This window comes from Helicobacter brantae (genome assembly GCF_003364205.1).
GTDB lineage: Bacteria > Campylobacterota > Campylobacteria > Campylobacterales > Helicobacteraceae > Helicobacter_G > Helicobacter_G brantae.
Genome location: NZ_NXLV01000003.1, coordinates 43245 through 69014, shown reverse-complemented (window position 1 = coordinate 69014; position 25770 = coordinate 43245). Strand labels below are relative to the sequence as shown.

The 25770-nt window shown below is 39.1% G+C and carries 27 protein-coding genes and 5 tRNA genes; 8 read left to right on the top strand and 24 right to left on the bottom strand.

Going from position 1 to position 25770, the window contains the following annotated elements; genetic code table 11:
* Nucleotides 1-28 precede the first annotated feature (28 nt).
* The 10 genes from pyrH to CQA58_RS02535 all read right to left on the bottom strand — a co-directional run bounded on the left by pyrH (nucleotide 29) and on the right by CQA58_RS02535 (nucleotide 4429).
* Complete coding sequence (gene pyrH, locus CQA58_RS02575) at nucleotides 29-754, bottom strand: UMP kinase (RefSeq protein ID WP_115569160.1); 726 nt, start codon at nucleotides 752-754, stop codon at nucleotides 29-31.
* A gap of 31 nt (nucleotides 755-785) precedes the next feature.
* A complete protein-coding gene (locus CQA58_RS02570) occupies nucleotides 786-2141 on the bottom strand; it encodes a sensor histidine kinase (RefSeq protein ID WP_115569159.1) in 1356 nt (451 codons plus the stop codon).
* The gene (locus CQA58_RS02565) at nucleotides 2134-2775 is read right to left on the bottom strand and encodes a response regulator transcription factor (RefSeq protein ID WP_115569158.1); all 642 of its coding nucleotides are present in this window, start codon (nucleotides 2773-2775) and stop codon (nucleotides 2134-2136) included. The genes CQA58_RS02570 and CQA58_RS02565 overlap by 8 nt, the downstream gene beginning before the upstream one ends.
* A gap of 10 nt (nucleotides 2776-2785) precedes the next feature.
* Nucleotides 2786-3250 (bottom strand): DUF1104 domain-containing protein, encoded by a 465-nt coding sequence (locus CQA58_RS02560; RefSeq protein WP_115569157.1) that lies wholly within the window; start codon nucleotides 3248-3250, stop codon nucleotides 2786-2788.
* A 10-nt stretch (nucleotides 3251-3260) separates the two neighbouring features.
* Nucleotides 3261-3800 (bottom strand): PepSY-associated TM helix domain-containing protein, encoded by a 540-nt coding sequence (locus tag CQA58_RS02555; RefSeq protein ID WP_115569156.1) that lies wholly within the window; start codon nucleotides 3798-3800, stop codon nucleotides 3261-3263.
* Between the two features lie 152 nt (nucleotides 3801-3952).
* Nucleotides 3953-4028: transfer RNA gene (locus tag CQA58_RS08210), tRNA-Glu, on the bottom strand.
* 21 nt (nucleotides 4029-4049) lie between these two features.
* Nucleotides 4050-4126, bottom strand: a tRNA-Asp gene (locus CQA58_RS02550).
* 17 nt (nucleotides 4127-4143) lie between these two features.
* A tRNA-Val gene (locus CQA58_RS02545) sits at nucleotides 4144-4219 on the bottom strand.
* A gap of 37 nt (nucleotides 4220-4256) precedes the next feature.
* Nucleotides 4257-4331, bottom strand: a tRNA-Glu gene (locus tag CQA58_RS02540).
* Nucleotides 4332-4353: 22 nt separating this feature from the next.
* Nucleotides 4354-4429, bottom strand: a tRNA-Lys gene (locus CQA58_RS02535).
* A 245-nt stretch (nucleotides 4430-4674) separates the two neighbouring features.
* Between CQA58_RS02535 and CQA58_RS02525 the strand changes: the two genes are divergently transcribed.
* The 3 genes from CQA58_RS02525 to CQA58_RS02515 all read left to right on the top strand — a co-directional run bounded on the left by CQA58_RS02525 (nucleotide 4675) and on the right by CQA58_RS02515 (nucleotide 8912).
* Nucleotides 4675-6372, top strand: a complete 1698-nt coding sequence (locus tag CQA58_RS02525; protein WP_115569154.1) for a hydrogenase small subunit — start codon at nucleotides 4675-4677, stop codon at nucleotides 6370-6372.
* A gap of 61 nt (nucleotides 6373-6433) precedes the next feature.
* Nucleotides 6434-7735: a CoA-binding protein gene (locus CQA58_RS02520; RefSeq protein WP_115569153.1), complete on the top strand. Its 1302-nt coding sequence runs from the start codon at nucleotides 6434-6436 to the stop codon at nucleotides 7733-7735.
* The gene (locus CQA58_RS02515) at nucleotides 7725-8912 is read left to right on the top strand and encodes a hypothetical protein (protein WP_115569152.1); all 1188 of its coding nucleotides are present in this window, start codon (nucleotides 7725-7727) and stop codon (nucleotides 8910-8912) included. The genes CQA58_RS02520 and CQA58_RS02515 overlap by 11 nt, the downstream gene beginning before the upstream one ends.
* Here CQA58_RS02515 and CQA58_RS02510 read toward each other — a convergent pair.
* Nucleotides 8887-11034, bottom strand: a complete 2148-nt coding sequence (locus CQA58_RS02510; RefSeq protein ID WP_115569151.1) for a TonB-dependent receptor — start codon at nucleotides 11032-11034, stop codon at nucleotides 8887-8889. The two genes, CQA58_RS02515 and CQA58_RS02510, sit on opposite strands and share 26 nt — an antisense overlap.
* A 146-nt stretch (nucleotides 11035-11180) precedes the next feature.
* On the opposite strand from CQA58_RS02510, the gene CQA58_RS02505 reads away from it, so the two are divergent.
* The gene (locus CQA58_RS02505) at nucleotides 11181-11927 is read left to right on the top strand and encodes a HugZ family heme oxygenase (protein WP_115569150.1); all 747 of its coding nucleotides are present in this window, start codon (nucleotides 11181-11183) and stop codon (nucleotides 11925-11927) included.
* Nucleotides 11928-11942: 15 nt separating this feature from the next.
* Nucleotides 11943-12638, top strand: coding sequence for a hypothetical protein (locus tag CQA58_RS02500; protein WP_115569149.1), 696 nt, complete (start codon nucleotides 11943-11945; stop codon nucleotides 12636-12638).
* Here CQA58_RS02500 and CQA58_RS02495 read toward each other — a convergent pair.
* The 8 genes from CQA58_RS02495 to CQA58_RS02460 form a co-directional block, all read right to left on the bottom strand.
* Nucleotides 12630-13067 (bottom strand): trehalose-6-phosphate synthase, encoded by a 438-nt coding sequence (locus CQA58_RS02495; RefSeq protein ID WP_115569148.1) that lies wholly within the window; start codon nucleotides 13065-13067, stop codon nucleotides 12630-12632. The two genes, CQA58_RS02500 and CQA58_RS02495, sit on opposite strands and share 9 nt — an antisense overlap.
* 165 nt (nucleotides 13068-13232) lie before the next feature.
* Entirely contained in the window at nucleotides 13233-13991 is a 759-nt protein-coding gene (locus CQA58_RS02490) for an outer membrane beta-barrel protein (RefSeq protein WP_115569147.1), read from the bottom strand.
* 18 nt (nucleotides 13992-14009) lie between these two features.
* Nucleotides 14010-14732 (bottom strand): outer membrane beta-barrel protein, encoded by a 723-nt coding sequence (locus tag CQA58_RS02485; protein ID WP_115569146.1) that lies wholly within the window; start codon nucleotides 14730-14732, stop codon nucleotides 14010-14012.
* A 147-nt stretch (nucleotides 14733-14879) separates the two neighbouring features.
* Nucleotides 14880-15695 (bottom strand): ATP-grasp domain-containing protein, encoded by an 816-nt coding sequence (locus CQA58_RS02480; RefSeq protein WP_147288596.1) that lies wholly within the window; start codon nucleotides 15693-15695, stop codon nucleotides 14880-14882.
* Complete coding sequence (locus CQA58_RS02475; RefSeq protein ID WP_115569144.1) at nucleotides 15673-16104, bottom strand: plastocyanin/azurin family copper-binding protein; 432 nt, start codon at nucleotides 16102-16104, stop codon at nucleotides 15673-15675. The genes CQA58_RS02480 and CQA58_RS02475 overlap by 23 nt, the downstream gene beginning before the upstream one ends.
* Nucleotides 16101-16874, bottom strand: a complete 774-nt coding sequence (locus CQA58_RS02470; protein WP_115569143.1) for an ABC transporter ATP-binding protein — start codon at nucleotides 16872-16874, stop codon at nucleotides 16101-16103. Before CQA58_RS02470 ends, CQA58_RS02475 begins: the two co-directional genes overlap by 4 nt.
* Complete coding sequence (locus CQA58_RS02465; RefSeq protein ID WP_115569142.1) at nucleotides 16868-17917, bottom strand: FecCD family ABC transporter permease; 1050 nt, start codon at nucleotides 17915-17917, stop codon at nucleotides 16868-16870. The genes CQA58_RS02470 and CQA58_RS02465 overlap by 7 nt, the downstream gene beginning before the upstream one ends.
* A gap of 22 nt (nucleotides 17918-17939) precedes the next feature.
* Nucleotides 17940-19046 carry an ABC transporter substrate-binding protein gene (locus CQA58_RS02460; protein WP_115569141.1) on the bottom strand — a complete coding sequence of 369 codons (1107 nt, stop codon included), beginning with the start codon at nucleotides 19044-19046 and terminating at the stop codon, nucleotides 17940-17942.
* Between the two features lie 158 nt (nucleotides 19047-19204).
* Here CQA58_RS02460 and CQA58_RS02455 point away from each other — a divergent pair, with 158 nt between their 5' ends.
* From CQA58_RS02455 to CQA58_RS02445, 3 genes are read left to right on the top strand one after another with little or no spacing between them, the layout of a single operon-like run.
* Nucleotides 19205-20347, top strand: a complete 1143-nt coding sequence (locus CQA58_RS02455) for a glycosyltransferase family protein (protein WP_115569140.1) — start codon at nucleotides 19205-19207, stop codon at nucleotides 20345-20347.
* Nucleotides 20347-21444 (top strand): DUF354 domain-containing protein, encoded by a 1098-nt coding sequence (locus tag CQA58_RS02450; RefSeq protein WP_115569139.1) that lies wholly within the window; start codon nucleotides 20347-20349, stop codon nucleotides 21442-21444. The genes CQA58_RS02455 and CQA58_RS02450 overlap by 1 nt, the downstream gene beginning before the upstream one ends.
* On the top strand, nucleotides 21441-22199 hold the full coding sequence (locus CQA58_RS02445) for an EFR1 family ferrodoxin (RefSeq protein ID WP_115569138.1): 759 nt from the start codon (nucleotides 21441-21443) through the stop codon (nucleotides 22197-22199). The genes CQA58_RS02450 and CQA58_RS02445 overlap by 4 nt, the downstream gene beginning before the upstream one ends.
* Here the strand turns inward: CQA58_RS02445 and CQA58_RS02440 are convergent.
* The 5 genes from CQA58_RS02440 to CQA58_RS02420 all read right to left on the bottom strand — a co-directional run bounded on the left by CQA58_RS02440 (nucleotide 22186) and on the right by CQA58_RS02420 (nucleotide 25588).
* Nucleotides 22186-22602, bottom strand: a complete 417-nt coding sequence (locus tag CQA58_RS02440; RefSeq protein WP_115569137.1) for a MarR family winged helix-turn-helix transcriptional regulator — start codon at nucleotides 22600-22602, stop codon at nucleotides 22186-22188. The genes CQA58_RS02445 and CQA58_RS02440 overlap by 14 nt on opposite strands.
* A gap of 8 nt (nucleotides 22603-22610) precedes the next feature.
* A complete protein-coding gene (locus tag CQA58_RS02435) occupies nucleotides 22611-23480 on the bottom strand; it encodes an MBL fold metallo-hydrolase (protein WP_115569136.1) in 870 nt (289 codons plus the stop codon).
* A gap of 98 nt (nucleotides 23481-23578) precedes the next feature.
* Nucleotides 23579-24196: a hypothetical protein gene (locus tag CQA58_RS02430; protein ID WP_115569135.1), complete on the bottom strand. Its 618-nt coding sequence runs from the start codon at nucleotides 24194-24196 to the stop codon at nucleotides 23579-23581.
* 9 nt (nucleotides 24197-24205) lie between these two features.
* Nucleotides 24206-24877, bottom strand: coding sequence for a hypothetical protein (locus CQA58_RS02425; protein WP_115569134.1), 672 nt, complete (start codon nucleotides 24875-24877; stop codon nucleotides 24206-24208).
* Between the two features lie 9 nt (nucleotides 24878-24886).
* Nucleotides 24887-25588 (bottom strand): hypothetical protein, encoded by a 702-nt coding sequence (locus CQA58_RS02420; RefSeq protein ID WP_147288595.1) that lies wholly within the window; start codon nucleotides 25586-25588, stop codon nucleotides 24887-24889.
* Between the last annotated feature and the right edge of the window lie 182 nt (nucleotides 25589-25770).

Genomic DNA, 25770 nt, shown 5'->3' with positions numbered 1-25770 from the left:
TTTTTATTTTTATTTTACTATAAAATCCTTACTTCACGGTAGAGCAGATTCCCTCTTCTCCTTTGATAATCTTCAAAAGATTACCTTCTTTAAACATATTGCATACCACGATAGGGAGTTTATTGTCCTTTGCCAAAGCAATGGCTGTATCATCCATTACCTTGATATGATCTTTGAGTGCGTCATCATAGCTTAGTTCATTTAACATTACTGCATCAGAGAATTTTGCAGGATCTTTATCATACACTCCATCAACCTTTGTGGCTTTGATAATCATATTTGCCTCAATCTCCACTGCCCTCAAAGTCGCCGCAGTATCAGTAGTGAAGTAAGGATTCCCTGTCCCTGCACTAAAAATCACCACTCTTCCTTTCTGCAAATGTCTAATAGCTCGGCGATAGATATAGGGCTCACACACCTCTTTAATCTCCATTGCACTCTGCACTCTTGTGCTAATCCCAATATGCTCTAGGGCTTCTTGCACTGCAATAGCATTAATCACAGTGGCTAACATTCCCATATAGTCCCCACTTGTTCGCTTGATAATCCCTCCTGCACTTGCACTCACACCTCGGATAATATTCCCCCCACCAATCACAATCCCCACCTCAATACCATCTTCAACCAAAAGCTTAATCTCTTGAGCGATAAATCCCAAAATCTCACTATCAATCCCAAAGCCACCCTCACCTGCTAGTGCCTCTCCTGAAAATTTCACTAATACTCTCTTTGCCATTTTTACCCTTCCTTTCAAAACAAACTAAAGAATTTTAAAATAAAATCCTTTAAAAACGCCATTGAAGTATAAATTCACTCCCTTTTTTTAGCTCACTTTTGCATTCAATCTTGATTTTAAACTCATCACAAATCTTTTTGACAATACTTAACCCTAGTCCAAATCCACCCTTAGAGCTATCAAAACGCGTAAAGCGTTTGTAGATATGCTCCAAGTCTTTTGGGGCGATTCCATAGCCATTGTCTTTGATAGAAAGATAGCTACTCTCTCCTTCTTTATAGGTTTTGATTTCTACTTTTCCATTCTTTGGCGTGTATTTGTAGGCATTGCTCAAAAGATTGTCAATCACAAGTGAAATGCTTTTGGCATTGGCTTGCAAACTCACTTCTTGCAAATCCACAGAAATAGCGATATTTTTTTGTGCAAAGAGCATTTCAAAATAATTCAATCTCTCTTTGATTAGATTTGAGAGCTCAATCTCCTCAACCTTGCTCTCAAGTCGCCCAAAAGAGGTGTATATCAAAGAGTGATAGATACTCTCTAGTGTCCTTGAAGCCACGATAATGGAGTTGAATTTTTTGATATCTTTCTCTTCTAGCTTACTTTTATCAATCCGATCCACACTCATTTGCAATACACTCAAAGGCGTGTTGATTTCGTGAGTGGTATCTTTGATGAAGAGATTAAGCTCTTCTATTTTTTGATTGAGAGGTTTGAGAGCCAAACGCACCAAGAAAAACCCTACCACTCCAGAGGCGACAAGTAAAACCCCAAAAATCCCCCAAATCTTTAATCGCAACTTCCACAGCAAAGATTCTATATCTCCCCCATCAATGATGATTCTAAAATCTTCTTGAGCTTTGTCTTGTTGCTCTTTTTTTGTGTTTTTGCTAGAAAAATCAAACTTTCCATAAGCCCCAAAAACAGAATCTTCTTCTTTTTCAGGGATTGGAGGAGGGACATCTCTTGCCTCTCTCTCTTGTTGGGCTTTTGGATTTTTTTTGTAGAGAAAATCAGGCTTCCCATAAGAGCTCAAAACGATATGATGATCGATGATAAAGACACCATTTTCTTTGGGGATAGAGAGGGGATTGATTTTCATATTGCTATAAACAAGTTCTCCTTTTTTATTGAAAGCTGCGATGAGATAGCCCGATTCTAGGGAAATAGATTGCAAAATCGCTCTCTGTCCCTCCAAGGATTGCACAAAAAATCCATATCTTCCCTTTTTTGCCAAGACGTGAATGAGGCGTTTGCTTAAGTTTTTGACTTCGTGAAATGAGCGAGTTTTGAGCAAATCAAGCTCTCCGTGATACCACATCCCAAAAATCACACTCAAAAAGATTGTAGTGCTTATCATATAAGCAGAGAGGATACTTAGAGTGGTTTTTTTGGTTTCATTCATAGCAATACCCTAGTCCTCTTTTGGTGTGGATACAATCTTTTCCGATTTGTTGGCGAATGTTTTTGATATACACCCTAAGTGAGGTAAAGCTTGGCTCTTCATACCCCCAAAGCCGATAAGAAATCTCTTCTAAGGTAAGGTATTGTCCTTTGTTTTCTATCAGCATTGCCAAAAGCTCGTTTTCTTTGTTGGTAAGTGGGAGCAAAGATTCTCCTTTATAAAGCAACTTTTGAGCTAAATCAAATCTCACTCCATTGCCAAAATCAATCACTTCCCCCTCTTTTTTGCCCAAAAGTTTTTGCACCCTCAAATACAGCTCTTCCAAATCAAAGGGTTTTTTGAGATAGTCATCACAGCCACTTTCATAACCCTCTTGCAAATCTGCAATTGTATTAAGAGAGGTTGTAAAAATCGCTGGTGTAGTAATCTTGTGCCTTCTTAGCTCTTGCAAGATTGAAAACCCATTGCCTAAAGGCACTTTTACATCAAAGATAAAAAGCTCATACTTTCCACTCATTGCCTGCTCTAATGCGTCATCTCCATTATCTACACTAAAGACTTCAAAGCCTTTGGAGATGAGGAATTCCTCAACCATTTCACACAAAACCACCTCATCTTCCAAAAGTAAAATCATTTTCTATCCTTTAATATGCTTTTTGATTGCAAGATTGACCACAAGTTCCCCTATCTCTTGCCTTGCCCTTGCCTTGACATTTGCCCTCACCCCTTTTACCTTCTCCTCTTTTGCCCTCAGCTTTGCAATAGCTTTTGGCAATGCTTCTTAGAGCCTTGCTGGGCTTAATGTTTGCAAATTCTTTTTGAAATTCAGCACAGATTGCTTTTTTTCTTGCTCTATAATCTTTTACAAGCATATTTTCTTCTGCTTTGATTCTCTCCTCACTGAGTTTGAATCTAAATTCTCTAATCTGTGCTTCACTCATTTTCTCTGTTCTTTTAAAAACTTCTTTGAAATAATCCAAAGTTTCTTTTGGATCAAATTTTCCACTTTGAGCAATCAATTCTTCATTACTCATCTTAGAGTAATCCACACCAAAAACTCCACTCACCAACCCTGCTACAACAAGGCTTAAACTCAAAAACTTTCTCATTTCTTACTCCCTAAATCACACTTAAATATCCTAAAACAATCATTGCAATCACTCCTGCAAACACACTTGCCCACGCTTTATTTTTGATCTTACTAAGGTTTGCGATGATAAGACCTGAGATATAGAGGATAACCAAAGCTAGTGCAAATCCATAAGCCAAAAGATCAAAATACCATTTTGCTTTGCCCTTATGAAGAAGCATTGCAAGTCCAATCACACTTCTCTCTGTGGTTTCCACGCTGATTCCATTACCTTTTTGCTTTGCTGTCACGCTATAACTTGGAGTGCCAAACATTACTCCACCTCCTTTTGCACTCTTACCCTCAAAACTGCTAGGAAGCCTTAGATTGTTTTTCTCCAAAAAATCTTTGATTTCAGTGGGGATCTTTTCAGCAACGAAAGGAGAATCAATATAAAAAGATTTTTTTTCTGCACCGCTATCTTGATTGAAGCCACACAAAAACAAAACCCCACTCAACGCATAAAACAATGCCAAAGGCAAAAAGAACAAACTGACATAAATGTGGATTAGCCTAAAAGTCTTACCCATCACAACTCCTTAAAAAAATTTTTTATGCCCTCACTTTGGAGGAACTATGAAAACTCAAGTGAAGGCACGAAAAGAATTTTAGAAATGAAAAATAAATTTTATATGAAATGCTAAAAAAATTTTTTTTGATTTAGAAAAAAAGTCCAATAAAATGGCGACCCCTAGAAGATTTGAACTTCTGTAACTACCTAGAAAGGGTAGTATCCTTGGCCACTAGATGAAGGGGTCAATAAAAAGTCTTGGAAATCGTGGCGGAGCGGACGGGGCTCGAACCCGCGACCCCCTGCGTGACAGGCAGGTATTCTAACCAACTGAACTACCGCTCCAAAAAGCAGAATCAAAGTGGTGGTCGCTACAAGACTCGAACTTGTGACATCTACCTTGTAAGGGTAGCGCTCTACCAACTGAGCTAAGCGACCTAGTATCTTTGATTTAAAAAGAGAAAAGAAGTTAAAGTGGTGACCCCTAGGGGACTCGAACCCCTGTAGCCACCGTGAAAGGGTGGTATCCTAACCGCTAGATGAAGGGGCCACTGCGTTTAACTATCAAAAAATGGTGACCCGTGTTGGATTCGAACCAACGGCCCACTCCTTAAAAGGGAGTTGCTCTACCGACTGAGCTAACGGGTCATAAAAGCCCTTTGTGAAAGCTGAATTTGAAAATGAAAAATGCGATTATATTTTTTTTGAAATCAAATGTCAAGAGAAAAATGCAAAAAAATATAAAAAATGCAAAAACCTTCAAAAAAAGTTCTATTTGGTTACATTTAGATTATTTTTTGCAAGAAATTTTTGTATATTTTATGAAAATTCTCAAACTTCAATATATCATTTCAAAATACTTTTGTTTATAAATCACACAATGGAGCAGAAATATGCAAGAAGAATTAGTAGAGAAACTCAATAAACGATTGCAAAATCTTCAGTCTTGTTCTCTAAGAGTTTTTAGTGAGCAAGAAAAAGAGTGGGTAAAAAGTGCCATTACACTTTTGGGATTGCCAAAAGAGCATCTTGATACCTATTGTGAGATTCTTACAAGATCAAATTACCGAGTCATTTGGCTACATATGGAGGAGTGTTCAGGGTGTAGTGAGAGTATTTTGATGAGTCCTGATTTTGGGTTTGAGCGATTTGTCATTGACTTTATGCAAATCCAATATCACGATATGCTTATGGCAAATAGCGGACACCAAACTAAGCAAACCCTCAAAGAGAGTATTGGGGGCAATCCTTATATTCTTATTGTTGAGGGAAGTGTATCTGAAGAGGGAGATATGTTCTTAACTCTTGGGGCTGAAGCTCATAGTGGAGCAAAAGAGTGCAGAGAATTAGCTGAAAAAGCTGAGTTTGTCATCGCTGTGGGTTCTTGCTCTTCTTTTGGTGGGATTCAAGTCGCTCATCCTAACCCTTCCAAAGCTAAGCCTTTGAGTGAAATCGTGCAAAAACCGACAATCAATATCGCAGGCTGTCCTCCAAGCGATACCAATATTTGCACTACCTTGCTTTATCTTACCCTAATGGGAGAAGCTCCTGAGCTTGATAGCTATTCTCGCCCCCTATGGTCGCACGGAAAAACCGTTCATGATCTTTGTGAGAGAAAGGGTGCATTTGGTGCAGGAGAGTTTGTAGAAGAGTTTGGAGATGAAGGCTCAAAAGAAGGATATTGTCTTTATAAAGTAGGTTGTCGTGGTCCTTATGTCTATAATAATTGTGGAAAGGTAAAATTCAACTCAAAAATGAGTTGGCCTATCCAAGCAGGACACGGCTGTATTGGGTGCAGTGAGCCAAACTTTTGGGATAATATGGGGAAATTTGAAGATCCTATGGGAAACAATATCCCCAAACTCACACCTGATAGCAAATACCACCCCAAACTTGCAGAGTTTGAAATCACTGAAACAATCCAAGATGAAAGCATTTTTTCAGCATTCTGCCATAAGAAAAAGATTGAAAAAGCATTGCTTATCTCTCTTTGGTTTGATAAACCTAGCAAGTTTATTGCTTTTGAAAATGATGAATGCAAAGAGGTAAGTGAAATTTCTTTTGAGTGCAATCCTAGAATCCTCTTTGAAACCCTCAAAACCAAAACAAAAATTGGTGGGAAGTTAGCAGACAACTACCTCAAAGCTTTCCCCACAAAAGAACATTATATTTACTCTCTAGATGACACTCCCAGAGAAAGCTCAAATCTTTGCGATCTCTTTAGTGCGATTTGTAGCCTAGTAGGAGAAAATAGAGATTACAAAAACCAAGAATTACCCAAACTTGCAGAAGAGTTTATCCACAACTATGCAAGTAAATATGCAATGAAATTCAAAGCCAATGCTGAGGGTAAATACAATGTAGATTTCTCAAAATTTATCAACCCACTATTCTCCTATGCTGTGGGAGGGCTTGATATTTATGGACTTTGCTATGGGGTGATTGATAGCTATGCTGAGAGTTTTGGAGATATTGTCGGTGGATTTGATAAAATCGTGCTTTGTGGTGATGTATTTGCCGATAAGAGCAATGGCCTTTTTGTCAAGAAGCTCTTGCAATATGGAAGAGGTAAAAAGTTTTATCTAGCCTAAAAAAGGGGAAAAGGGGGTGGAACATTTGATAAAATCCCGCAAAAATTTTACAGAGTAAAAAATGAATGATAGAAACTCCTTAGGCATTCTCTCGATGCTTTTAGCAACGCTGTTTTTCTCACTGATGAATGCGTGTATTAAGATTCTCTCAAGTGATATTTCTGCTACCCAGTCAATGCTCTTTCGCTCAATTTTGATGTGCGTGTTTATCCTCTCGCTTTTTCTCTTCACTCCACTTAAAAGAAGTGAGAAAAAAGGAGGCTATGGACTTTTATCCCTTAGGGCTTTTGCAGGAGGGATTAGTGTGCTTCTCACCTTCTATAATATCGCCACAATCCCTCTAGGAATCGCCTCCACATTTGCTCAAACCGTGCCACTTTATGCTGTGTTTTTTGCCTATTTTTTCCTCAAAGAATCTTTGCACCCCATCGTTTTTATCGCCACAATTTTAGGATTTTTTGGGATTGTTCTCATCAGTGATCCTAGCTCAAATATCCCTTTGCATAATGTTATTGTGGGGATTTTGAGTGGTATGGGTTCAGCAATCGCACTTGTGAGCGTGAGAAGTTGCAAGGCTTATTTTGAGGAGAGAATGATTATTTTGGCCTTTGGATTTATCTCAGTGCTGATTAGTCTAGTGTGTTTGGGGATTGGAATCTTTATGCCCTTAGAGGTTTTTGCGTGGGAACCCATTTCAAAAGATTTATGGTTATATATCGCTCTTATGGGGATTTTTGGAACCTTGGGGCAGTATTTTATGACTAGAGCATTTATGCTTGCACCTGCAGGAATCATCTCTCCCATTGATTATGCAAAAATTATTTTTAGTCTTCTTTTTGGAATCTGGCTTGGGGATTCCTTGCCTGATACTCAAACCTCTCTAGGTATCGCATTGATTATCGTTTCTGGACTTTTGATTGCCCTACCTGTATTTATCAAAGATTTTAGAGAGCTTAAAAGAGGGAAAAAAATCAAAAAGCTTCTTTTTGAGTGTGAAAATATTGCAATCTTTGGACTCTCCCCCAACCCTAGTAAAGAGAGTTATCAAGTGGCTTCTTATTTGCAAAAAATGGGATACAAAATCTTCCCAATCTATCCCAAAGAAGAGGAGATTTTGGGAGAGAAGGTGTATAGAAGTATCGAGGAGTTAAGCAATCAAAAAATAGATATGGTTGTCATCTTTAGAGCAAGTGATAAATGCTTGAGTGTAACCCAAGAGATTGTAAAATATCTCAAAGTCAAAGCCATTTGGTTACAGCTTGGAATCAAAAACAAAGCAAGTAAAAAACTTGCCAAAGCTCACCATATCAGCTTTATTCAAAATCGTTGCATTAAGATTGAGAGAGAAAAATATGAAAACTAAAAAAAGCACTATATGGATTTGCTTTTTTGCAATCTTGTTGCTTGATTGCTTCTTTTTGCTTTTGATGAGTTCAGAGATTAGTATCAGTTACAGAGAGGCGTTGTCTTTTTTTTCTCAAGATAATTTTGCAGGATTTATCGCTCATATCAGCACTCAATGGTTTGGACAAAACGACATTGCATTGCGATTGCCTTTTTTACTTGCACACCTAGCAAATCTCTGCTTTGTCTTTGGGATCTGCAATCACTATCTTAAAAAACCCATTGATAGTTTGCTGTGTGTGGGGATTTTTGCCTTGCTCCCTGGGATTAATGTCATTGCGATTTTGGTATCCAAAAGCGTTTTTGTCCTCTTTTTGGCCCTCTTGCTTTGCTATTTGCATATCAAAAGATTTAATGCCATATTTTTCCCACTCTGCTTTCTTGCAAGTTTCCTAGATTATAGCTTTAGCATTATTTTCCTAGCCCTTTTGCTCTATGCCTTTAGACACAAACACAATCACACTTTGATTTTTTCCCTAGTGTGTTTTGGAATCAATATGTATTTTTTCAATCCCCAAATCAATGGGATTCCAAGCGGACATTTCCTTGATACTATTGGACTTTTGGCCTTGCTTTACTCTCCTGTGCTATTTGTGTATTATGTCTATACTCTCTATCATCGTATCAGCAAAAAAGAGCATACCCTTATCCTCTATATTGGAGCAACCTCGATTCTCTTTACTCTCTTGCTTTCTTTGCGTCAAGAGATTGATTTGCATACCTTTTTGCCTCTAAGTGCTGTGGGATTGCCTGTGATGATCAAAGTCTTTATGCACGATCTAAGGATAAGACTTAAAGATTTTAGACGCTCTTATGTCCGAAGATTTTATATCTTGCTTTTGCCACTTTTGTTTGAATTCTTTTTCCTTGCAGGGAATAAAATCATTTTTTTGTTTGACAAACACCACTTTTTAGACAATGTCTATTATGCCAAAGAGATTGCCAAAGAATTGAAGGCTAGAGATATTTATGCCCTCCAAACTAGCCCAAGACTTCAAGAACAACTAAGATTTTATGGGATAAAAAACTCCCCCTCACTTCAGCTCATTCCCCAAAATGGAGGGGAAATCAAAGTGCAATATTTGGGAGTGAAAGTCAGAGAATACGCACTCAAAACTTATACTTCGCCTCAATAAAATAGCTCCTCCCCTCTCCAATCAAAAAGGCATATCCTGTAATCTCATCTCTGCTGTCTTTGTTGTAAAACTCATAATAAAGGCTATCTGCTACATTTCTCACCCCAAAGCTCAAAGTCAAGCCCTTATGCTTATAATCCATTCCGATATTTGTGAGATTGTAGGCTGGAATTGTGTTTTGAGCTGTATCTTTTTGCTCTCCAATAAAAGAGCTTTGAATCCAAAGGCTTAACCCTTCATAAAACTCATAGCTCCCACTTAATGTAAGCTTGAAATTGCTTACATAGGGGATTGGAGTATTATTGGCTACCCCACTCACCCCACTCTCCAAAATCCTTGCATCTACATAGCTAAAACTCTCAGAAAACTTGAGCTTCTCATCTAAAAAACTCTGCTCACTTGCGATCTCCACCCCTGCCCTTTGTGTGAAATCATAATTGCCTATCTCAAACCCACTGATATTGTGAGGGCTTCCAAGAGTGTAAATCTCGTTATGTGTAAGAGTATAAAAGAGTGCAACCCAAAGCGTGGTATGTTCTCCAAGAAAGGCACTACTGCCTAACTCAAATGTATCATAGGTTTCAGATTTGACATTGGTATCCATATATTCACTTTTTGAGCCACTTCCTCTACTTGTGAGATTGTCAGGATTGGGAGAGCGAAAACCTCTTTCGTATTTGAAATAAAAGTCTGCATTCTCAAAGCTGTATTTTGGGGTTAGCTCTAGAGCGTAGTTGTGGCGTAAATCAGAGATATTTTTGTATTTTTGATAGATGATAGGCACAGAGGGTATGGGCGAAGACATAGAAATCAGCATATCATTACTCAAAGTGCGATAGCCCCCATACCACGCCACTTCATATCTTGCTCCACCTGTGAGGGAGAAGTTTTGAGTGAAGTCATATTTTTCTATGGCATACAAAGCATTGCTCCACTTTTGGGCTTTGACATAAGAATCCAATGCGTGAAAATAACTTGTAACAGGAATGCCCCCCATTGCCACACTCCCACTCCAATCAATCTCCATATCCAAATTCCTTACCCCAAGATTATAAATGCTATCAAACCCTACAATGAACTTCCCATTGGTGTGATTGAAGTCATAGCGAGTCTGAAAGGCAATCTTTTGATCTTGAAAATAGCTTCCTTTTTGGTCAATTGAAGTGTTATCAAGGGTTAAGCCATTGTAGTTGTAATCCATTATTTGCAAGTTTTTATCATAGATTGAATTGTAGTAATGATAAGAGAGTTTGAGGTTTAGATGATGAGAGGTGCTAGGTTTGTAGTCATAGATTAAAGCAGTGCTTACTCTATCTTGCAAGGTTGTGATTGCTCCATTTCCTGCTTTATCTCTATCACTTTTGCTAGGAGAGGAGATTTGGCTAAACCTAAGATAGGGTGTAGTATCCTCCACTCCTCTAAAATACCCCAAATCAAGGCTTAGAGAGTGATTGGAGAGAAAATCATAAGTGAGATTTGCTCCAAGATTGTAGAGATGAGAGTAATCCCCATTGCGATAGCCTTGTGAGAAATCATATCTTCCATTTGCACTGCCATAGAGTTTTGAGCTTCCCTCATCATAGAGCTTTCCTCCAATTTTGGCATTGAGTTTTGCCTCGCTTCCATTACTATAAGCATACCCTCCTCCAATCTCTGCACTCAAACTCTCATAACGCTTCTTTGTCGTGATATTCACCACCCCTCCTCTTGTGCCATTCCCATACATTACAGCCCCTCCCCCTGCCAAAATCTCAATGCTCTCAATCTCTGCCACTCCCAAAGAGTTCAGAGGTGCGACACCATGAGAGGAATCAAGCATATTCAGCCCTATACCATTAAGCAAAACTTGAGTATTGACATTGGCACTTGCACCCTGCCCTCTTAAGTCAATATTTTGTCCCAATCCACTATTGCTAAAGGTAACAAAAGGCATATAAGTCATCACTTGCTCTAATGTGCTATACCCTTTGTTCTCTATCATTTCTTGATTGGTGTAATAAGCGTTGCGATTAAGCTCATCAAGTTTGTATTGAGTGGCATTGACATTGATTGTCTGCATCTCTATGGTTTCCACTCCTCCCAAAGAGATAAAAGATAGACATACACTTGCTAATTTTCTCATTTCAAAAATCCTTCAATAAAATTTTGTGGATTATAATCATAAAATCATTTATAAAAATAAGAATGATTATCAAAATATATGTTTTTTGTCTATAATTCCCCTCTCTTTTGACTAAGAAAGAGTAAAATCAAAAAAAGGAGTAAAAAATGATTGAAAAAATTATCTCTCATATGAATGAGCATCATCAAAAAGAACTTATCGCCCTAGCCAAGAGGTTTGGAGCAATCAAAGAGATCAAAAAAATCACTTTGGATAATGTCGATACAAAGGGGCTAGATATCCTCTGTGATGAGAAAATAATCCGAGTGGATTTCCCTCAAGAAGTTACAATCCCTCAACTCAAAGAAGCAATCATAGAACTCTGCCAATCTGTGGAGAAAGATATAGAAGAAGATAAAATAAAGTCTGAAATTTTATCCTTTAGAGAAAGCTTTGGCTCTGTGATGATTGCAAGTGTGGATCAAGAAGGACAAGCAATCGCCTCTTATGCCCCACTTCTTAGATATGAGGGGAGATTTTTTATCTATATCAGCGAAGTGGCAGAGCATTATCACTCTATCAAAGCCAATCCTGAGAAAATTGAGGTGCTATTTTTGGAAGATGAATGCAAAGCAAAATCTGTGATTGCTAGAAAGCGTTTGAGATACAAAGCAAGGGCAGAGTTTAGAGAGAAAGATAGTGAGTTTGAAAAAATCTTCTCTAGCTTTGAGCTAAGCCACCCCCACGCAGGAGGGCTTAACACAATCAAAGGAATGCAGGACTTTCATCTTATTGAATTGCACTTCAAAGAAGGGCGATATGTCAAGGGCTTTGGAGGGGCTTATGATATAGATGAGAGGGGAGAAGTGAGATTTGCAATGGGCAATAATCCTCATAAATTCCCTCACAAATAAGGCATAATCTCTCTTATGAGAGAAGCCTTAAGTTTATTAGAACTACTGATTACTTGCTTTATCCTAAGCCTGATTGCACTTCTATCTCTCAATCCTCACGACTACTCCCTCCACCACGCCACCCAAAACCTCCTCTATCACATCAAATACACCCAAAACCTAGCTCTCCAAGATAGTCGCCATTTTCTCAATCCCACTTCCACCACCACAACCAAATCCCTCTCTCCCTCCATAGATGAGAGTTTGCTTCTTAGCTCTCCACAGAAAAATATGTGGCAGATTCAGTTCCACACCACAGGCACTTACACACAAAATAGTTATAGCATTTATCACGACACCCCTAGAATCTCCCCTACCACAAACTACGATGGGCGACCGATGAGTGGGGATTTTATCGCATTGGAGCCTACAAACAATCAATGTCTAAGCGGATACAACAACACCAATGTATCTGACTATTGCAAAAACAACACCCACCCCAATGTCAGACTTAAAGAAAAGTATGGGATTGAAGAGATGAGCTTAAGTGGAGAGGCAAAGTGCCTAGAGAGGGGTGGAGGGAGAGTGTATTTTGATGAGTTGGGTAAGCCCTATTGTGGCAAAGAGCCCACACCCCTCACCCAACCCCTCACAATCACACTCAAAAAAGCCTCTCAAGAGCTTAGCATCATTATCTTGCCTCAAAGTGGATATAGCTATATTTTAGAATGAAAAGCTTTGCATTGCCTTAGCACAGATGATGATACCCACACAAAGCACTAGGGCGATAAGGTGGGATTTTTTCTTGAATGGATCGGCTCTTTTGAGGGCATACACCACAAACACCGAATAAGCCGTAAGGGCAAACATCAAAAGAAGCAAAGCCATTTTGATGACAAAAAAGAGTGAAAATGCACTGCCAAGAGAAAACACACTTGCAATATCATAATAAGAAAGCAATGCCACACCACTAAAAAGCAATACCCCAAAAAGGAGTCCAAAAATCATCGCACCCCCTTTGCTATAAGCTCTTTTCACCTCATCACACTCTTGCCTATCCACACTTTTATAAGCCAATGGATAAATACACGCATCAAAAAAGACATACCCCACAAAACACACTGCACTCAATAAATGAATACACAGCAAAACAAAATACACTTCTCTCTCCTCAAGATTGATCTATAAGGAATGATAATAAATCTCATTTCTTAATGCTATGTTACAAATTGGAATCTTAGTGGGAGTTTTCTTGTCTTTTTCTTGACTTTGGGAGAGCTTGATAATCAATTATAAGCACATTTTCTAGCCACCCCCAAACTCAAACTAGAACACAAATTTATATCCTGCACTAAAAGTTATTCGTACAAGAGGTTCTCCAAGTTTGATATTTGAAGCCTTTCCTGCTGTAATGCTTCCAATAGGAAGTTTAGCAGTTAAATCGATTCTGTGATGAGAAGCGATAAGCGTTGTAATTCCCACACGCCCAGACAAATCAAGCGAATGACGAGAGGGAACTTGATTTTTCATATCACCTTCTTCATCCCATATTTTGTGTTCATATTTTCCTGTAAGCATATAATGATAATCTAGCTCTGCTCCACCAAAAATACCAATAGCAAAGGATTGACTGCTATAAAAATTTGTCATCAAATCCAGACTTAATCCTGTATCCAAAAAAGAATATTTTCCTTCAATTTTTGCCCCTATATCTCCAGAGTTATCCACTGAAATATACTTTCCACTCATATTGGAATATCCGACACTTGCTCCCCAGCGAAAACCCAAATAATCACGCAAAAACAAATGCTCACTACCAAAATTTACTCCAATGCTATATCCTTTATAAGGATCTACTTCCAACACTCCATTTTGCACATTTCTCTTCATACTTTTAAAAGCATTTTTGATTTCTGAAGCCGGAATGGTATTAAAGTTGATTTTATTAGATTCGCCAAACTTTAATGGATCTAAAATCCCCGATGCACTTGTATATCCACCTTCAACCCCCACATAAAATCTTGCTTCCGCGACACTTCCACACACCAAAGACGCCACTGCCAAACTCAATAGTTTCTTTTTCATATTTACTCCTTACTTTACTTAAAATACATATTTATAGCTAACTAGCCCTTGAATGTATTTGTAATTGAATTTGAAAGTATCATCTATTTTTTGTTTAATCTGTCCATTGAGCTCGTTTGTAAAACTAAAGCTTGATGTGTTTTCTGAGAATATTACAGGCACTTTTGCCATAATCTCAAATCGATGATGCTCTGCAACTTTTGTGCTTAATCCCACACGCACTACTGCTGTATTTGAGGCAGTTTTATTGCTGACATAATAATCTGCACTCTGACTCCAAGTTCCCACATTGGTTGTATAGGTTTTTCCAAGAATCAGCTCATCTTTTGGGCGCAAAAGAGTATAAGCATATTCTACACCCACAAAAAAACCGCTCATTAGATTTTCTTTGGCAACAAAATTAGCAAACATATCAAAATTTGCTCCCATAGAGATTGTATCAAGGCGTGTTTTTTCTCCTTCAAATTCTCCCCAAGAACTTCCATATCCTGCAAATACACCCCATCTCAATCCAAAATATCCACTTCCAAAGAAATGTTCTGTCCCCAAAACTACATTTCCTACTACACCTTTCTCTTTTATCTCTCGCTTGAAGCTTGAAGGTGCAAGTCCATTGTCTTCATAAGTAAAAGTAGAGAGATTGCCATTGTATCCTCCCTCAACTCCTAGATAAAACTTCGCTTCTGTGACACTTCCACACACCAAAGACGCCACTACCAAACTCAATAGTTTCTTTTTCATATCAACTCCTAAATTTTAAAAATGTTTAGAAGTTTAGAGAAAAATCTTGGGAATCGGTGCAAAAGTATAGGGTTTTCTTTATCTTTCTGTTTAAAAAAGTTACAAATAGTAAATGTTCTTCCCCCCCCCCCTAAAAGATTACAAATCTCAACACTTTTGCACAAATCTTTGAATCAAACGCCCCACAAACTCTTGCATTGCCCCTTGATGTGCAAAAAAATATAATGCAGGTTCGATAAGCTCTACTTCACTTACAAGCAGAGGCTCTATGAAAATATCCACCCTTGCATACAGATATTCTACCCCCTCTAAAGCCCTCTCTCCTAGCTCTATCCACTCTTTTTGTGGGGTAATTGCACTCACACTCACCCCATAGCTTGAGTTTGCCCTCCACTCTTTGGGTTTTCTAAGAATGCTATATCTAAACTCTCCACCAAAAAACACCAAGCACACCTCTCCCCTCTCTTGAATGCTAGGGATAAAGGGTTGCACGATTGCTCCTAGAGGATAAGCCAAAAGCTCTACTCTCTCTCCTCTCTCCACCCCTACACCACTCTGTCCGACAGGAGGCTTGATGACTTTCCCTGCCAAATCCCTTTTTGCCAAATCTCTAGATTCTACAAACTCACTAGGCACGATAGGAATCCCTCTCTGCTCCAGCTCTAAAAGATAGCGTTTGTCGATATTGTTTTTTATTGTCAAGAGAGGATTAAATATCCTAGCCCCCAAAGTTTGCATTTCCTCTAGCCAAGTCAAAAACTTCTTATAATCTTTTGCATAGTCCCACACCCCCAAAGCCAAAAGCATATCCCCCTCTCTTACCCCACTCTCTCCCCATAGCAAAAATCCACATTCCACCCCACGCTCTCTCACAGCCCCACATAATGCCCTCAAATCTTCATTTCCCTTAGGATAGTTTGCTGAAGTGAGGATATGGATTTTACTCTTTGATTTGCTTAGCATACTCACTCAATCTCCCCTTATTTGTCATTGCTCTTCTCTCAAGTTTTGGGATAGCTTCTTTGACTTTTTTTAGATTTGTGGGTTTGCCTACTTGGATAATCCCCACCATTGACATCATTTGATGAGGAGGGCAAACATAAATATAAATTCCTTCAGTATCAAAGGTATAGGTTACCTCCTCATCAAGCTCACTCAGAAAATGCTTTGCACCCTCAGGGATAACTTTGCTTTGGACATAGTGGCTTTTGTGAGTTGGCACAAAAGTTACACTATCTCCCACCTCAATATGTAAAAATGCAGGATCAAACACCATAGTTTCTCCCTTCTCATCAATATCAAGCATTTTTACTTCATAATTCTTCCCCTCAAGCCCAAAAACACACAACAACACAAATAACAATCTTTTCATCTTAACTCCTTTAATATCGCTTCTTTAGCAACCACAGCAGGGATTCCTGCTTCATCATAAAAAATCTTTGCATTCACTCTATAAATATCTTGCAAAAGTGAAAACTCCAAAATCTCAGAGGGCAAACCTCTAGCCCACACACTCCCCTCATGCAAAAACACAATCTCATCACAAAACTCTGAAGCCAAAGAAAGATCGTGAAGCACCATAAGGGTAATGAGATTGTCTTGTTTTGTTTGCTTCCTTACACAATCAAGCAAAATACATTGATGATGCATATCCAATGCACTTACAGGCTCATCAAGGAGCAAGACTTCAGGACTCTTAAGCAATACTTGAGCAAAAAACACCATTTGCCTCTGCCCTCCTGAAAGTGAGGAAATATCACGATTTGCCAAAGATGAAATTCCTAGATACTCCATTACCTCCAATGCCTTGTTTAAGCACTCATCACTTACCCTCACTCCAAGCCCCTCAATATCTCCTAGCAATACCACTTCTAATGCACTCAAATTCGCATCAATCCCAATATCTTGAGGCATATAGCCAAATCTTCTCTTCCAAGACTTTTGATAAGAGAATCTCTCTTGCCCCAAACTCACTTCCCCACAAAACTTCAGCTCTCCAAAGATTGATCGGATAAGTGAGGACTTTCCTGCTCCATTTTTCCCCAAAATCCCATATACCCTCCCCTCAGCAAACTCCAAATTCAGCCCCCTAGCGATGCAATTCCCTCCACGATTGAGAGAAAAGTTCTCTAGCTTTAGCATAATTTCCTCCTTGAGAGGATAATCCAAAAGAAAAATGGCACACCCACAAATGAGGTAACAATCCCCACAGGAAACAACGCTCCCATTACAATTACTTTGGAGAGAACTGAGGAGATTGAGAGAAAACACGCCCCAATAATCATCGAGCCTAGCAAGAAAAATCTCTGATCCTCTCCCACCACCATTCTTGCAATATGGGGTGCAACAAGTCCAATAAATCCGATAACTCCCACAAAGCTTATAGCTGTGGCTGTCATAATTGAGATAAGGATAAGCACTTTTAGCCTTAGTCTTGAGAGGTTGATCCCCATACTCAAAGCCCTACTTTCTCCAAGCTTTAGGGCTGTGAGTTGCCAAGAGTGGGAGAGCAAAATAGTTGTGCAAACTAGCGTTACCCCTCCTACAACACAAAGATTCACCCAATTTGACTTTTGCAAACTCCCAAAAAGCCAAAAAAGAATCTGCTGAGAGACTTCAGGGGAAGAGAGGTATTGGATAAGGGAGAGAATGCTTTGAAACAAAAAAAGCAATGCAATCCCCACAAGCACAAGCATTGAGCTTCCAAAATTCCTAAAAGAGGCAAAGACAAAAAGGATAAAAGAAGCAATCATTGTCATTACAAATGCCCCTAAAGGCACAGCAAAAAGCAAAGGTAAGCCAAAAGTCCCAAAAGCTATCACAAGCGAAGCTCCAAGCCCTGAAGCTGCTGCAAGTCCAAGAGTATAAGGACTTGCCATAGGGTTATTAAGCAAAGTCTGAATCCCTGCACCCCCAGCACCCAAAGCACTCCCTACAAACAACGCCATTAAAGCAATAGGCAGTCTTAAATCATTGACAATAATCTCCACTGAAGGATCAATCTTAGCCTTTGAGCCAAAATGTGAGGCAATGACATTTATCACATCACTCAAAGGAAGCATAGAAGGACCAGTGGAAATATCAAACAAAAATGAAATCATCATCAAAATCCCTACCCCAAGCATAATATAAAGCTTCTTTCTTTCCTTTTGACGATGAGCTTGTAAAATACTTTTCACACTCATTTATCCCTACTTCCCACTTTCCCTACTTTTCACTTGCTCGGATTGCAAAAGTTCCACTAGGGACAATGGGTAGGTATTTTTTGTGAAAATCAATATAAGTCTTTTGTGCATCAATGCCCTCAAACAAATCAGGATAGAGGGCTTGGGCGAAGAATTGCACCATAGCAATATCTGCCAAAGTCCTTGAAGCTCCTTGATACACACCATAGAGGGCATTGTTTTTGATTGCAGGGAGTGAGCTCCACCCTAGTCGCTTTTTGTAAGCCTCTAAGCGTCTTTTTGCCTCATCTTTAGGGATTTCAACCCCCATTACCATTGCCTCTTTGTTTTTACCAAGTTCAGTCTCTCTCCCTGCAATAAAAATCACATCAGGTTTAGAAACTAGGATCTGTTCAGGATTCATCGGTCCCCACTGCTCTATAAAGGGTTTGGCGATATTCTCTCCCATTGCCAACTCAATCAATGGTCCCCACATATTTTTCCCAAAAGTAAATCCACTCTCACTAGGTCCCTTATTGCCAAACTCTACATAGACTTTAGGCTTAGCTCGATTGGCTTTTGTAATTGTGCTTTGGATTTGCTCTAAAGTGTTTTTATAAAACGCACATAGCTCCTCTGCTCTTTTCTCTTGCCCTGTGATTTGTCCTAGAATCTGAGTGCTTAGGATATGCAAAGAGGGAAGCTCTTTGTTGTAATCAATCACTATGATAGGAATCCCTGCCTTCTCAATCGGCTCTAAATCAAGCTCTAAAACTTGATATTGCCAATCAGCCAAAAGCAGTAAATCAGGCTTGAGAGATAAGACTTTCTCTACACTGAAAGTCCCTACTTCCACTTCTCCTACATCAGCGATTTTTTTAAGCTCTGGGAGAGTTTTGGAGTAAAGCTCCCAACTTGCAGGAGTCCAATCTGTCCATACAGCCTTTGAAAACCCTACTACCTTATCCAAAGCCTTTATCCCTCCAACAGCCAAATAGTCTGTATAGTAAAAGCCTAAGACTATGCGTTGAGGGAGAGATTTTAAGACAACTTCTCTTCCTAAAACATCTTTGATGATGATTTCTTTAGCCAAAGATACTCCACCTAAAAATACAATAGCCATAATGAAAAATCTAAAAAATCTTTTCATTTTCTGCTCCTTGATATTAGAAATAAAAATGAGAATTATACTCATAATTATAGAAATAAGAAAACTAAAATAAATTTTTGGGAAGATTGTGTGGATTTTCTATCCCTTGACTTCATTTTGTCGATAATCTAAAATCTATTTTTATTTTGGGAGTTGAAATGAAAAATATTGCCATTTTGTGCGACAGCAATCCATTCCTCAAGCCTCGCCCTGCTCGAATGATTGAAATGCTAAAAGATTACTATCCTCTCTTTGTCTTTGGCAGAGGGATTGAGGAGAGTGAAAGAGTTGTGAGCTTTCCCCTCTCCAAAAGCTCTTCTCAAAGAAGTGAAGAGGAAAACAACGCCATAGCAAAAGCGTGTTTGGAAAAAAACTTTGATTTTCTCCTCTACACCAAAGAGAGACAAATCCTTCAAGACAAGCTCCTCTCCACCCCTTCCCTCTCTTTGCTTATCGTTGAGGATATTACCTTGCTTCCCTTTGCCCTAGCTTACAAAGAGAAAAATCCCAAATGCAAAATAATGATAGATTTAAGAGAGTTTTATCCTTTGGAGTATGAGAATGATTCTTCTTGGCTTAGGAGCTTTGGGGCGTTTTTTGAATATCTTTGCTCTCACTTCCTCCATAAGGTGGATTTTGCACTCACGGTGAGTGAGGGGATTGCTAGAAAATACCAAGAAGTCTATTCTCTGCCCTGCACCCTCTTTCTCTCCCTCCCTCCCTACTATCCCCTCACCCCTAGCCAAAACACCACAATTAGACTCATCTATCACGGACTAATCAGCTCAGATAGGGAGAGTGAAAATCTTTTAGAGATTGCTAGAAATCTAAGAAGTGGCATAGAGATGAATCTAATGGTTTTAAGCAATCACACTCAATTCTTACAAGAGTTTAAAAATGAGGCAAAAAACATTCCTAATCTCTCCTTACTCCCCCCTGTAAGGCTAGAGGAGATTATCCCTTTTACCTCTAGATTTGATGTCGGACTTATCACCCTCAAACCCAATGGCTTCAACAACACTCACGCCCTACCCAATAAATTTTTTGAATACATTCAAGCCAGACTTGCCCTCCTCACCACCCCTCTGCCCTCTCTTGCTCCACTGATAGAGAGATACAAGCTTGGCAAATGCTCCTCTGACTTCTCCACCTCCTCTATCATTGAAGCAATCAATTCTTTGAGCTTAGAAGAAGTGCAAACCTACAAGCAAAACTCCCATATCGCTAGTGAGGAGTTAAATCTAACTAGTAATCAAGCTAAAATCTTAAATATCATTCAAACTTTGCTAGGAGAGAAATAATGATTTGGCTAGATATTACCGATCCAAAATATGTGCTGTTTTTCAAAGAGATGATTCCCTCTCTCTCCAAACTCTCCCCTCTTCTCATCACCACAAGGGCAGGAGAGGGGTATAGTGAGTGCCACAATCTCTTAAATCTCTTTGGCATAGAAGCTCATAAAATCGGCTCTTATGGAGGCAATACAAAGCTAGGCAAACTCCAAGCAAGAATGCAAAGGCAAGAAGGATTTCTCAAGCTTTTTGAAAATCTTGGAGAGATTCCTAGACTTTTTATCACAGGGGCAAGTGTGGAGGGGGTGCAATGTGCTTATGGGCTTGGAATCCCTGTGGTAAATTTCGCTGATACACCTATCGCAGGACATAGCTTTGATCTTAATCTCATCACTATCCTCTCTCGCCTCACTCTCCCTCTAAGCGATCTTGTCTTTCGCCCCTTTGTCGTGCCAAGTGAGTGCTATGAGGCAATGGGACTGAAGAGAGAAAATATCCTCTCTTATGGGTTTATCGATGTGGCGTTGTGGCTAAAAAACCTTAGAGCAGGAGAGGATTTCAGAAAAAAACTCAATATCAATCTCTCTCTCCCCACAATTTTGGTGCGTGAGGAAGAATACAAAGCCCACTATGTCAAAGAAAAGCTCCCTATCATTTATGAGAGTATTGCCTTGCTCTCTGAAAACATTGAGGCAAATATCGTGATAATGCCAAGATATGATTCCTTAGAGCTTAAAGAGAGATTTTTGGGAAGTAAAAATGTCTATATTTTAGAAGAGAAGCTAGAGCCTAGGGAGTTTTATCCCTATATTGATTTACTCATCGGTGGAGGGGGAACGATGAATTTAGAGAGTTGCTATCTTGGAATCCCCACAATCTCCACTCGCTCCCTTTTGCTTTTCCACGATATGTATTTGATAGAAAATGGCTTGATGATTCACACCAAAACCCCTCAAGAAGTCCTCTCTCACACTCAAAAGATTCTAAGCTCTTTCAACCCTCACAAAAACCGCCACCACTTGGATTTCCAAACCTCACTTTTTGAGAGGGAAAACGCAGGATTTGAGAGAATCATCACCCAAATCAAACAAAGATACAAACTATGACAATTTTTTACTTCACAGCCACAGGCAATAGCCTCTATATCGCCAAATCCTTTCCCGACTCCACCCTCTACTCTATCCCCAAACTCTTAAAAGAAAAAAACTTTAGCTTTAGCGATGAAATTATAGGCATCATCACCCCCACTCACAACTTCTCCACCCCCACCCTTATCCGACTCTTTCTCTCTCAAGCTTCCCTCAAATGCGATTATTTTTTCACTATTTTTACTTGTGGTGGCTCAACTTTGGGGGCATTAGATGAATATGTCAAACTCACACAAAAAAATAATCTCACACTCAACTATCTCAACAAAATTGCAATGCAAGATAATTATCTAAAATTTTGGGATATGAGAGAGCAAGGGAAAAAACTCCCCCAAAAGAAGACCAAAGAGAAGCTAGAGCAAATCCTGCAAGACATAAAGGAGAGAAAAAACTACAAGCCCAAAAGCAATATACTCTATCAATGGCTCTCAGAAATGACTTATTTTTGGTGTTCTAACTTCATCTCCTATCACAAACAATTCCACATAGAAGACTCTTGTATCAACTGCAATGTCTGCACCCAAGTTTGCCCTGTGGATAATATCCTCCCCTCTTCCCCTAAACCCCTATATCAAGACCATTGCATTTTCTGCCTTGCCTGCACACACCACTGCCCCACCCACTCAATCACGCTCAAAGGAGAGAAAAGCAAAGAGCGTTATCGCCACCCTGCTATCTCACTCAAAGAAATCATCAACTCTAATCAAGACTAAGATTTCTTTGAATCTTTTTGAGAGTAGAGGATAAAACCTCTAGCTCTTCTCCACTCAATCCCTCTTTGAGAGCTTCTATCATCTCCTCATCAAGCTTGGAGAGTTTTGGAGCGATTTCCCTAGCTTTGGGTGTGAGAGTGAGGATAAAGGCTCGTTTATCCAAAGGATTGCCCTCTCTATGGATATATCCCTTGTTTGTAAGCTTATCGACGATAGCCTTAGTTGTGTTTTGATCTTTTCGCACTGCAAGAGAAAGCTCCTTTTGGGAGATTCCCTCCTCTTGGAGAAGTTGCTTGATAATCACCCACTGCTCAGGGGTAACATCATATTCTGCAAACAAACTATCCAAATACTGATACACTCTCCTTGCACTCTGACAAATCTCATACCCTATGGTTTGCATTATCCTTCCTAGTCTTTAAGCTTATCATCTACCATTTTTTTGTAAGTTGTGAAAAATTTTTCAATCCCACTTTTCCCTACGATAAAAGGGTGATTTCCTTGAAAACTCTCATTATATACAGATTCTAGCCTTGAGTAGCCATTATCTTGGAATAAATGTGCTGTAAGCTCCACACTTACTCCATATTCTTTAGCATACTTTTCAAATTTATCCAAAGAATCTCTATAAGCCCTCTGCAATGTCTTGTCATTGGGAATCCCTGTGCCTCCCCATAGCATTGCCTCATAGTTCTTTCCTTGATACTTGATTGGGAAAATGAGTGAAATCCCTCCCACAGTATGCCCAGGGGTTTCCACAGAGATGATTTGCGTATCTCCTAGAGTGATTTTCTCTCCGTCTTTAATGTATCTATCTACTTTTGGTTTGGGATACTCAGGGGTGTTTGGCCCTTTGTTGTAGGAGAGCATAAACTCAGTATCTTTCTGACTCATCAGCACTTTAGCTCCATATTTTTTGGCTAGATAACTTGCTCCTCCATAGTGATCGCCGTGTCCGTGAGTGATGATGATGAGCTTAATGTCTTTGGCATCAAGTCCATAGAGCTTCAATCCTTTCTCAATCAGCTTTGCATCATTATCATCCCACATCGAATCAATCAGCACAATCCCCTCACTTGTCTTCAACGCCCACGCTACCACACTCTTGGTGCCGATACAATAGAGATTGTCAAAGACTTGGGTAGGGGCAAGAGGTGTATGATCGTGCAAGAGAGCCAAAATCTCTTTGGGAGGGGTGGAGGTATCCTCAGCCTTTGTCCCACCTACTGCAAAACTTGCAATACACACAGCACCCATTGCCACAGATAACATTTTTTTCATTTTTACTCCTTATATTAGTATGTATGCGTATTATATTGATAAAAATGAGGAATTGCGTTTATTTTTGGAATCTTTGAAAAAATAGGGAGAGGGAGAGATTAAAAGAGGTATTTGTAGCCAAGGATAAAAGTGGAATTATAGGCAACTTTCCCAAAATCCATAAAGCCAACAATTGGAACAGAGGCGATAAAATCAACAATATGATTATCAAATTGCGTATAAAAACCTAAGCGTGGAGAAATACGAATAAGTCCTGAGAATCCAACCCTATGCCCTATTGTTAGTTGAAGCAAGTCTGTCGAAAAACCAAAACTCATTCCAAAGTGATTATCGCCATTTCTTACAAAATCAAACAATCCATCTAGTGCATAATAAAGGTTGAGTTCTGTTGTTACTATCCCCTTATTTCTATCTTCGGTTAAGGCTTGGGTATTAGGATCAATAAAGATTTTAAAACCAAAAGAATTTCTCATTCCTACTTTTTCGCTTGTATATTTTTGCCAACCCCCTACAATTCCAGCTCCATACGCCCAATCAAATGTTGAGCGATTGAATTTAAACATAGAGGGGTTAGCTGAGGCAAAAAGTGCAAGACAAAAACTCATATTGCCTACCCCTGCCTCAACCCCAAAGTAGCTTTTCCATTGAGAATCGCTTGACTCCTCACCCCAAACACAAGAGAGCAAAAGCGTGAGGATTAAAAGTATCTTTTTCATTTTTATCTCCTAAAAGAGGTATTTGTAGCCTAGAGTTAGGGTATTGCCATTTATGTTGTCTGATCCACAAAATCCACCAAGAGGAGTTTTTAACACTAAGTCAAAAACATTGTTTTGAAATTGCGAATAAAGTCCAATTCTAACACCGAAAAAACCTGTAATCCCACCAACAGAATCTCCAACCCCTTGTGAAGCACCAACAGAAAGATTTAAACTAAACCCCAAACTCATTCCAAAGCGATTTTCTCCATTTTTTACAAAATCAAATAATCCGTCAAGAGCATAATATACGTCATAATGCTGAGCCTTGCGATTGTTGTAATCGTATTCTTTGGCATTTTTGCAATTAAAAAGACAATTCTCCCTATATGTTTCGCCTTTTTTGATTGAAGAAATGTTTGGAATATAAGAAAAAGAAAAACCTAATGTATTTCTCATTCCTACCTTTTCGCTTGTATATTTTTGCCAACCACCCAAAACACCAACAGAGTAGCCAAGTCCTAGAGTGTTGTGTTCTGTATTAAAAAGTGAGTTACCTGAAAAAATAAAACCACTACCACTTACTCCAAACACTCCCACTCCCCCTTCAACTCCAAAAAATCCTCTCCATTGAGAATCCTCTGACTCCTCACCCCAAACACTCCCAAACACCAATGCCAAAATCAAAACAATCTTTTTCATTCCACTCTCCTAAAAAAGTCGTTTATAGCTCAATGTTACATCTGAGGGCATCATCATTTCTCCAAATCCAAGCCCAATCACAGGAAAGGCAAGGGTGCAATCAAAGATATTATTATCCACTTGTGTATAAAGCCCAAATCTAAAACGCCCATTGATACCCACTCCAAAGATTTCTTTGTTCCCCTCTTTGTGATGAGTATCCAAACTCATTCCCAAATCAGCCTCCACCCCCAAACTCATTCCAAAGCGATGCGTATCATCAGTTTTTGACAAATCAAACAGCCCATCAAACGCATAATAAAGTATCCCTATTACCAAAAAATTATTGCCAGAAAAGTTTGATTTGTCAGCTCCCCCAAACTTCCCCATATGATTCCCCCACTCAAATTTTGTCCCAAAAGTATGTCTTACCCCTCTTCTCTCGCTATCATAGCGTTGCCACCCTCCCTGAACGCCAAGATGATACCCAAGTGTAGGGGCTTCACTCCTTCCCCCAAACAAAGGATTTGTCGTCAAAACGATAGCTGAAGCAAAATCATAATACCCCACACCCCCCTCGATTCCAAAAAAATGCTTAGTGCGTTTTGCTATCTCAGCCTCAATCCTCTCAGCCTCTGCAATCTGCTCATCAGTCATAAACATTTTTTCTATAAATCCCACAGCAAAAGAGCTAGAAAAAATCAACATTATTGATAAGACGATTCTTTTCATCTCACTCACCTCAAAAACATTTAAACCCCATATTTTAGCAAAATATAAAATAAAGGATACTTTTTATCTTGGAAATATCAAAAAATTGATTTGGAAGTTTTGTGCTTATTTGAGTTTGGTTTGCATTGTGAGGTATTGGGTTTTTTGATTTTGGCAATATTTTTCGCAACTCTCCCCCCATA

Bases quoted from the DNA above. Each gene is read 5' to 3' on its own strand.
- CQA58_RS02570 (WP_115569159.1), bottom strand. From the start codon at position 2,141: ATGAATGAAACCAAAAAAACCACTCTAAGTATCCTCTCTGCTTATATG.
- CQA58_RS02565 (WP_115569158.1), bottom strand. From the start codon at position 2,775: ATGATTTTACTTTTGGAAGATGAGGTGGTTTTGTGTGAAATGGTTGAG.
- CQA58_RS02560 (WP_115569157.1), bottom strand. From the start codon at position 3,250: ATGAGAAAGTTTTTGAGTTTAAGCCTTGTTGTAGCAGGGTTGGTGAGT.
- CQA58_RS02555 (WP_115569156.1), bottom strand. From the start codon at position 3,800: ATGGGTAAGACTTTTAGGCTAATCCACATTTATGTCAGTTTGTTCTTT.
- CQA58_RS02525 (WP_115569154.1), top strand. From the start codon at position 4,675: ATGCAAGAAGAATTAGTAGAGAAACTCAATAAACGATTGCAAAATCTT.
- CQA58_RS02520 (WP_115569153.1), top strand. From the start codon at position 6,434: ATGAATGATAGAAACTCCTTAGGCATTCTCTCGATGCTTTTAGCAACG.
- CQA58_RS02515 (WP_115569152.1), top strand. From the start codon at position 7,725: ATGAAAACTAAAAAAAGCACTATATGGATTTGCTTTTTTGCAATCTTG.
- CQA58_RS02510 (WP_115569151.1), bottom strand. From the start codon at position 11,034: ATGAGAAAATTAGCAAGTGTATGTCTATCTTTTATCTCTTTGGGAGGA.
- CQA58_RS02505 (WP_115569150.1), top strand. From the start codon at position 11,181: ATGATTGAAAAAATTATCTCTCATATGAATGAGCATCATCAAAAAGAA.
- CQA58_RS02500 (WP_115569149.1), top strand. From the start codon at position 11,943: ATGAGAGAAGCCTTAAGTTTATTAGAACTACTGATTACTTGCTTTATC.
- CQA58_RS02490 (WP_115569147.1), bottom strand. From the start codon at position 13,991: ATGAAAAAGAAACTATTGAGTTTGGCAGTGGCGTCTTTGGTGTGTGGA.
- CQA58_RS02485 (WP_115569146.1), bottom strand. From the start codon at position 14,732: ATGAAAAAGAAACTATTGAGTTTGGTAGTGGCGTCTTTGGTGTGTGGA.
- CQA58_RS02480 (WP_147288596.1), bottom strand. From the start codon at position 15,695: ATGCTAAGCAAATCAAAGAGTAAAATCCATATCCTCACTTCAGCAAAC.
- CQA58_RS02475 (WP_115569144.1), bottom strand. From the start codon at position 16,104: ATGAAAAGATTGTTATTTGTGTTGTTGTGTGTTTTTGGGCTTGAGGGG.
- CQA58_RS02470 (WP_115569143.1), bottom strand. From the start codon at position 16,874: ATGCTAAAGCTAGAGAACTTTTCTCTCAATCGTGGAGGGAATTGCATC.
- CQA58_RS02465 (WP_115569142.1), bottom strand. From the start codon at position 17,917: ATGAGTGTGAAAAGTATTTTACAAGCTCATCGTCAAAAGGAAAGAAAG.
- CQA58_RS02460 (WP_115569141.1), bottom strand. From the start codon at position 19,046: ATGAAAAGATTTTTTAGATTTTTCATTATGGCTATTGTATTTTTAGGT.
- CQA58_RS02455 (WP_115569140.1), top strand. From the start codon at position 19,205: ATGAAAAATATTGCCATTTTGTGCGACAGCAATCCATTCCTCAAGCCT.
- CQA58_RS02450 (WP_115569139.1), top strand. From the start codon at position 20,347: ATGATTTGGCTAGATATTACCGATCCAAAATATGTGCTGTTTTTCAAA.
- CQA58_RS02445 (WP_115569138.1), top strand. From the start codon at position 21,441: ATGACAATTTTTTACTTCACAGCCACAGGCAATAGCCTCTATATCGCC.
- CQA58_RS02440 (WP_115569137.1), bottom strand. From the start codon at position 22,602: ATGCAAACCATAGGGTATGAGATTTGTCAGAGTGCAAGGAGAGTGTAT.
- CQA58_RS02435 (WP_115569136.1), bottom strand. From the start codon at position 23,480: ATGAAAAAAATGTTATCTGTGGCAATGGGTGCTGTGTGTATTGCAAGT.
- CQA58_RS02430 (WP_115569135.1), bottom strand. From the start codon at position 24,196: ATGAAAAAGATACTTTTAATCCTCACGCTTTTGCTCTCTTGTGTTTGG.
- CQA58_RS02425 (WP_115569134.1), bottom strand. From the start codon at position 24,877: ATGAAAAAGATTGTTTTGATTTTGGCATTGGTGTTTGGGAGTGTTTGG.
- CQA58_RS02420 (WP_147288595.1), bottom strand. From the start codon at position 25,588: ATGAAAAGAATCGTCTTATCAATAATGTTGATTTTTTCTAGCTCTTTT.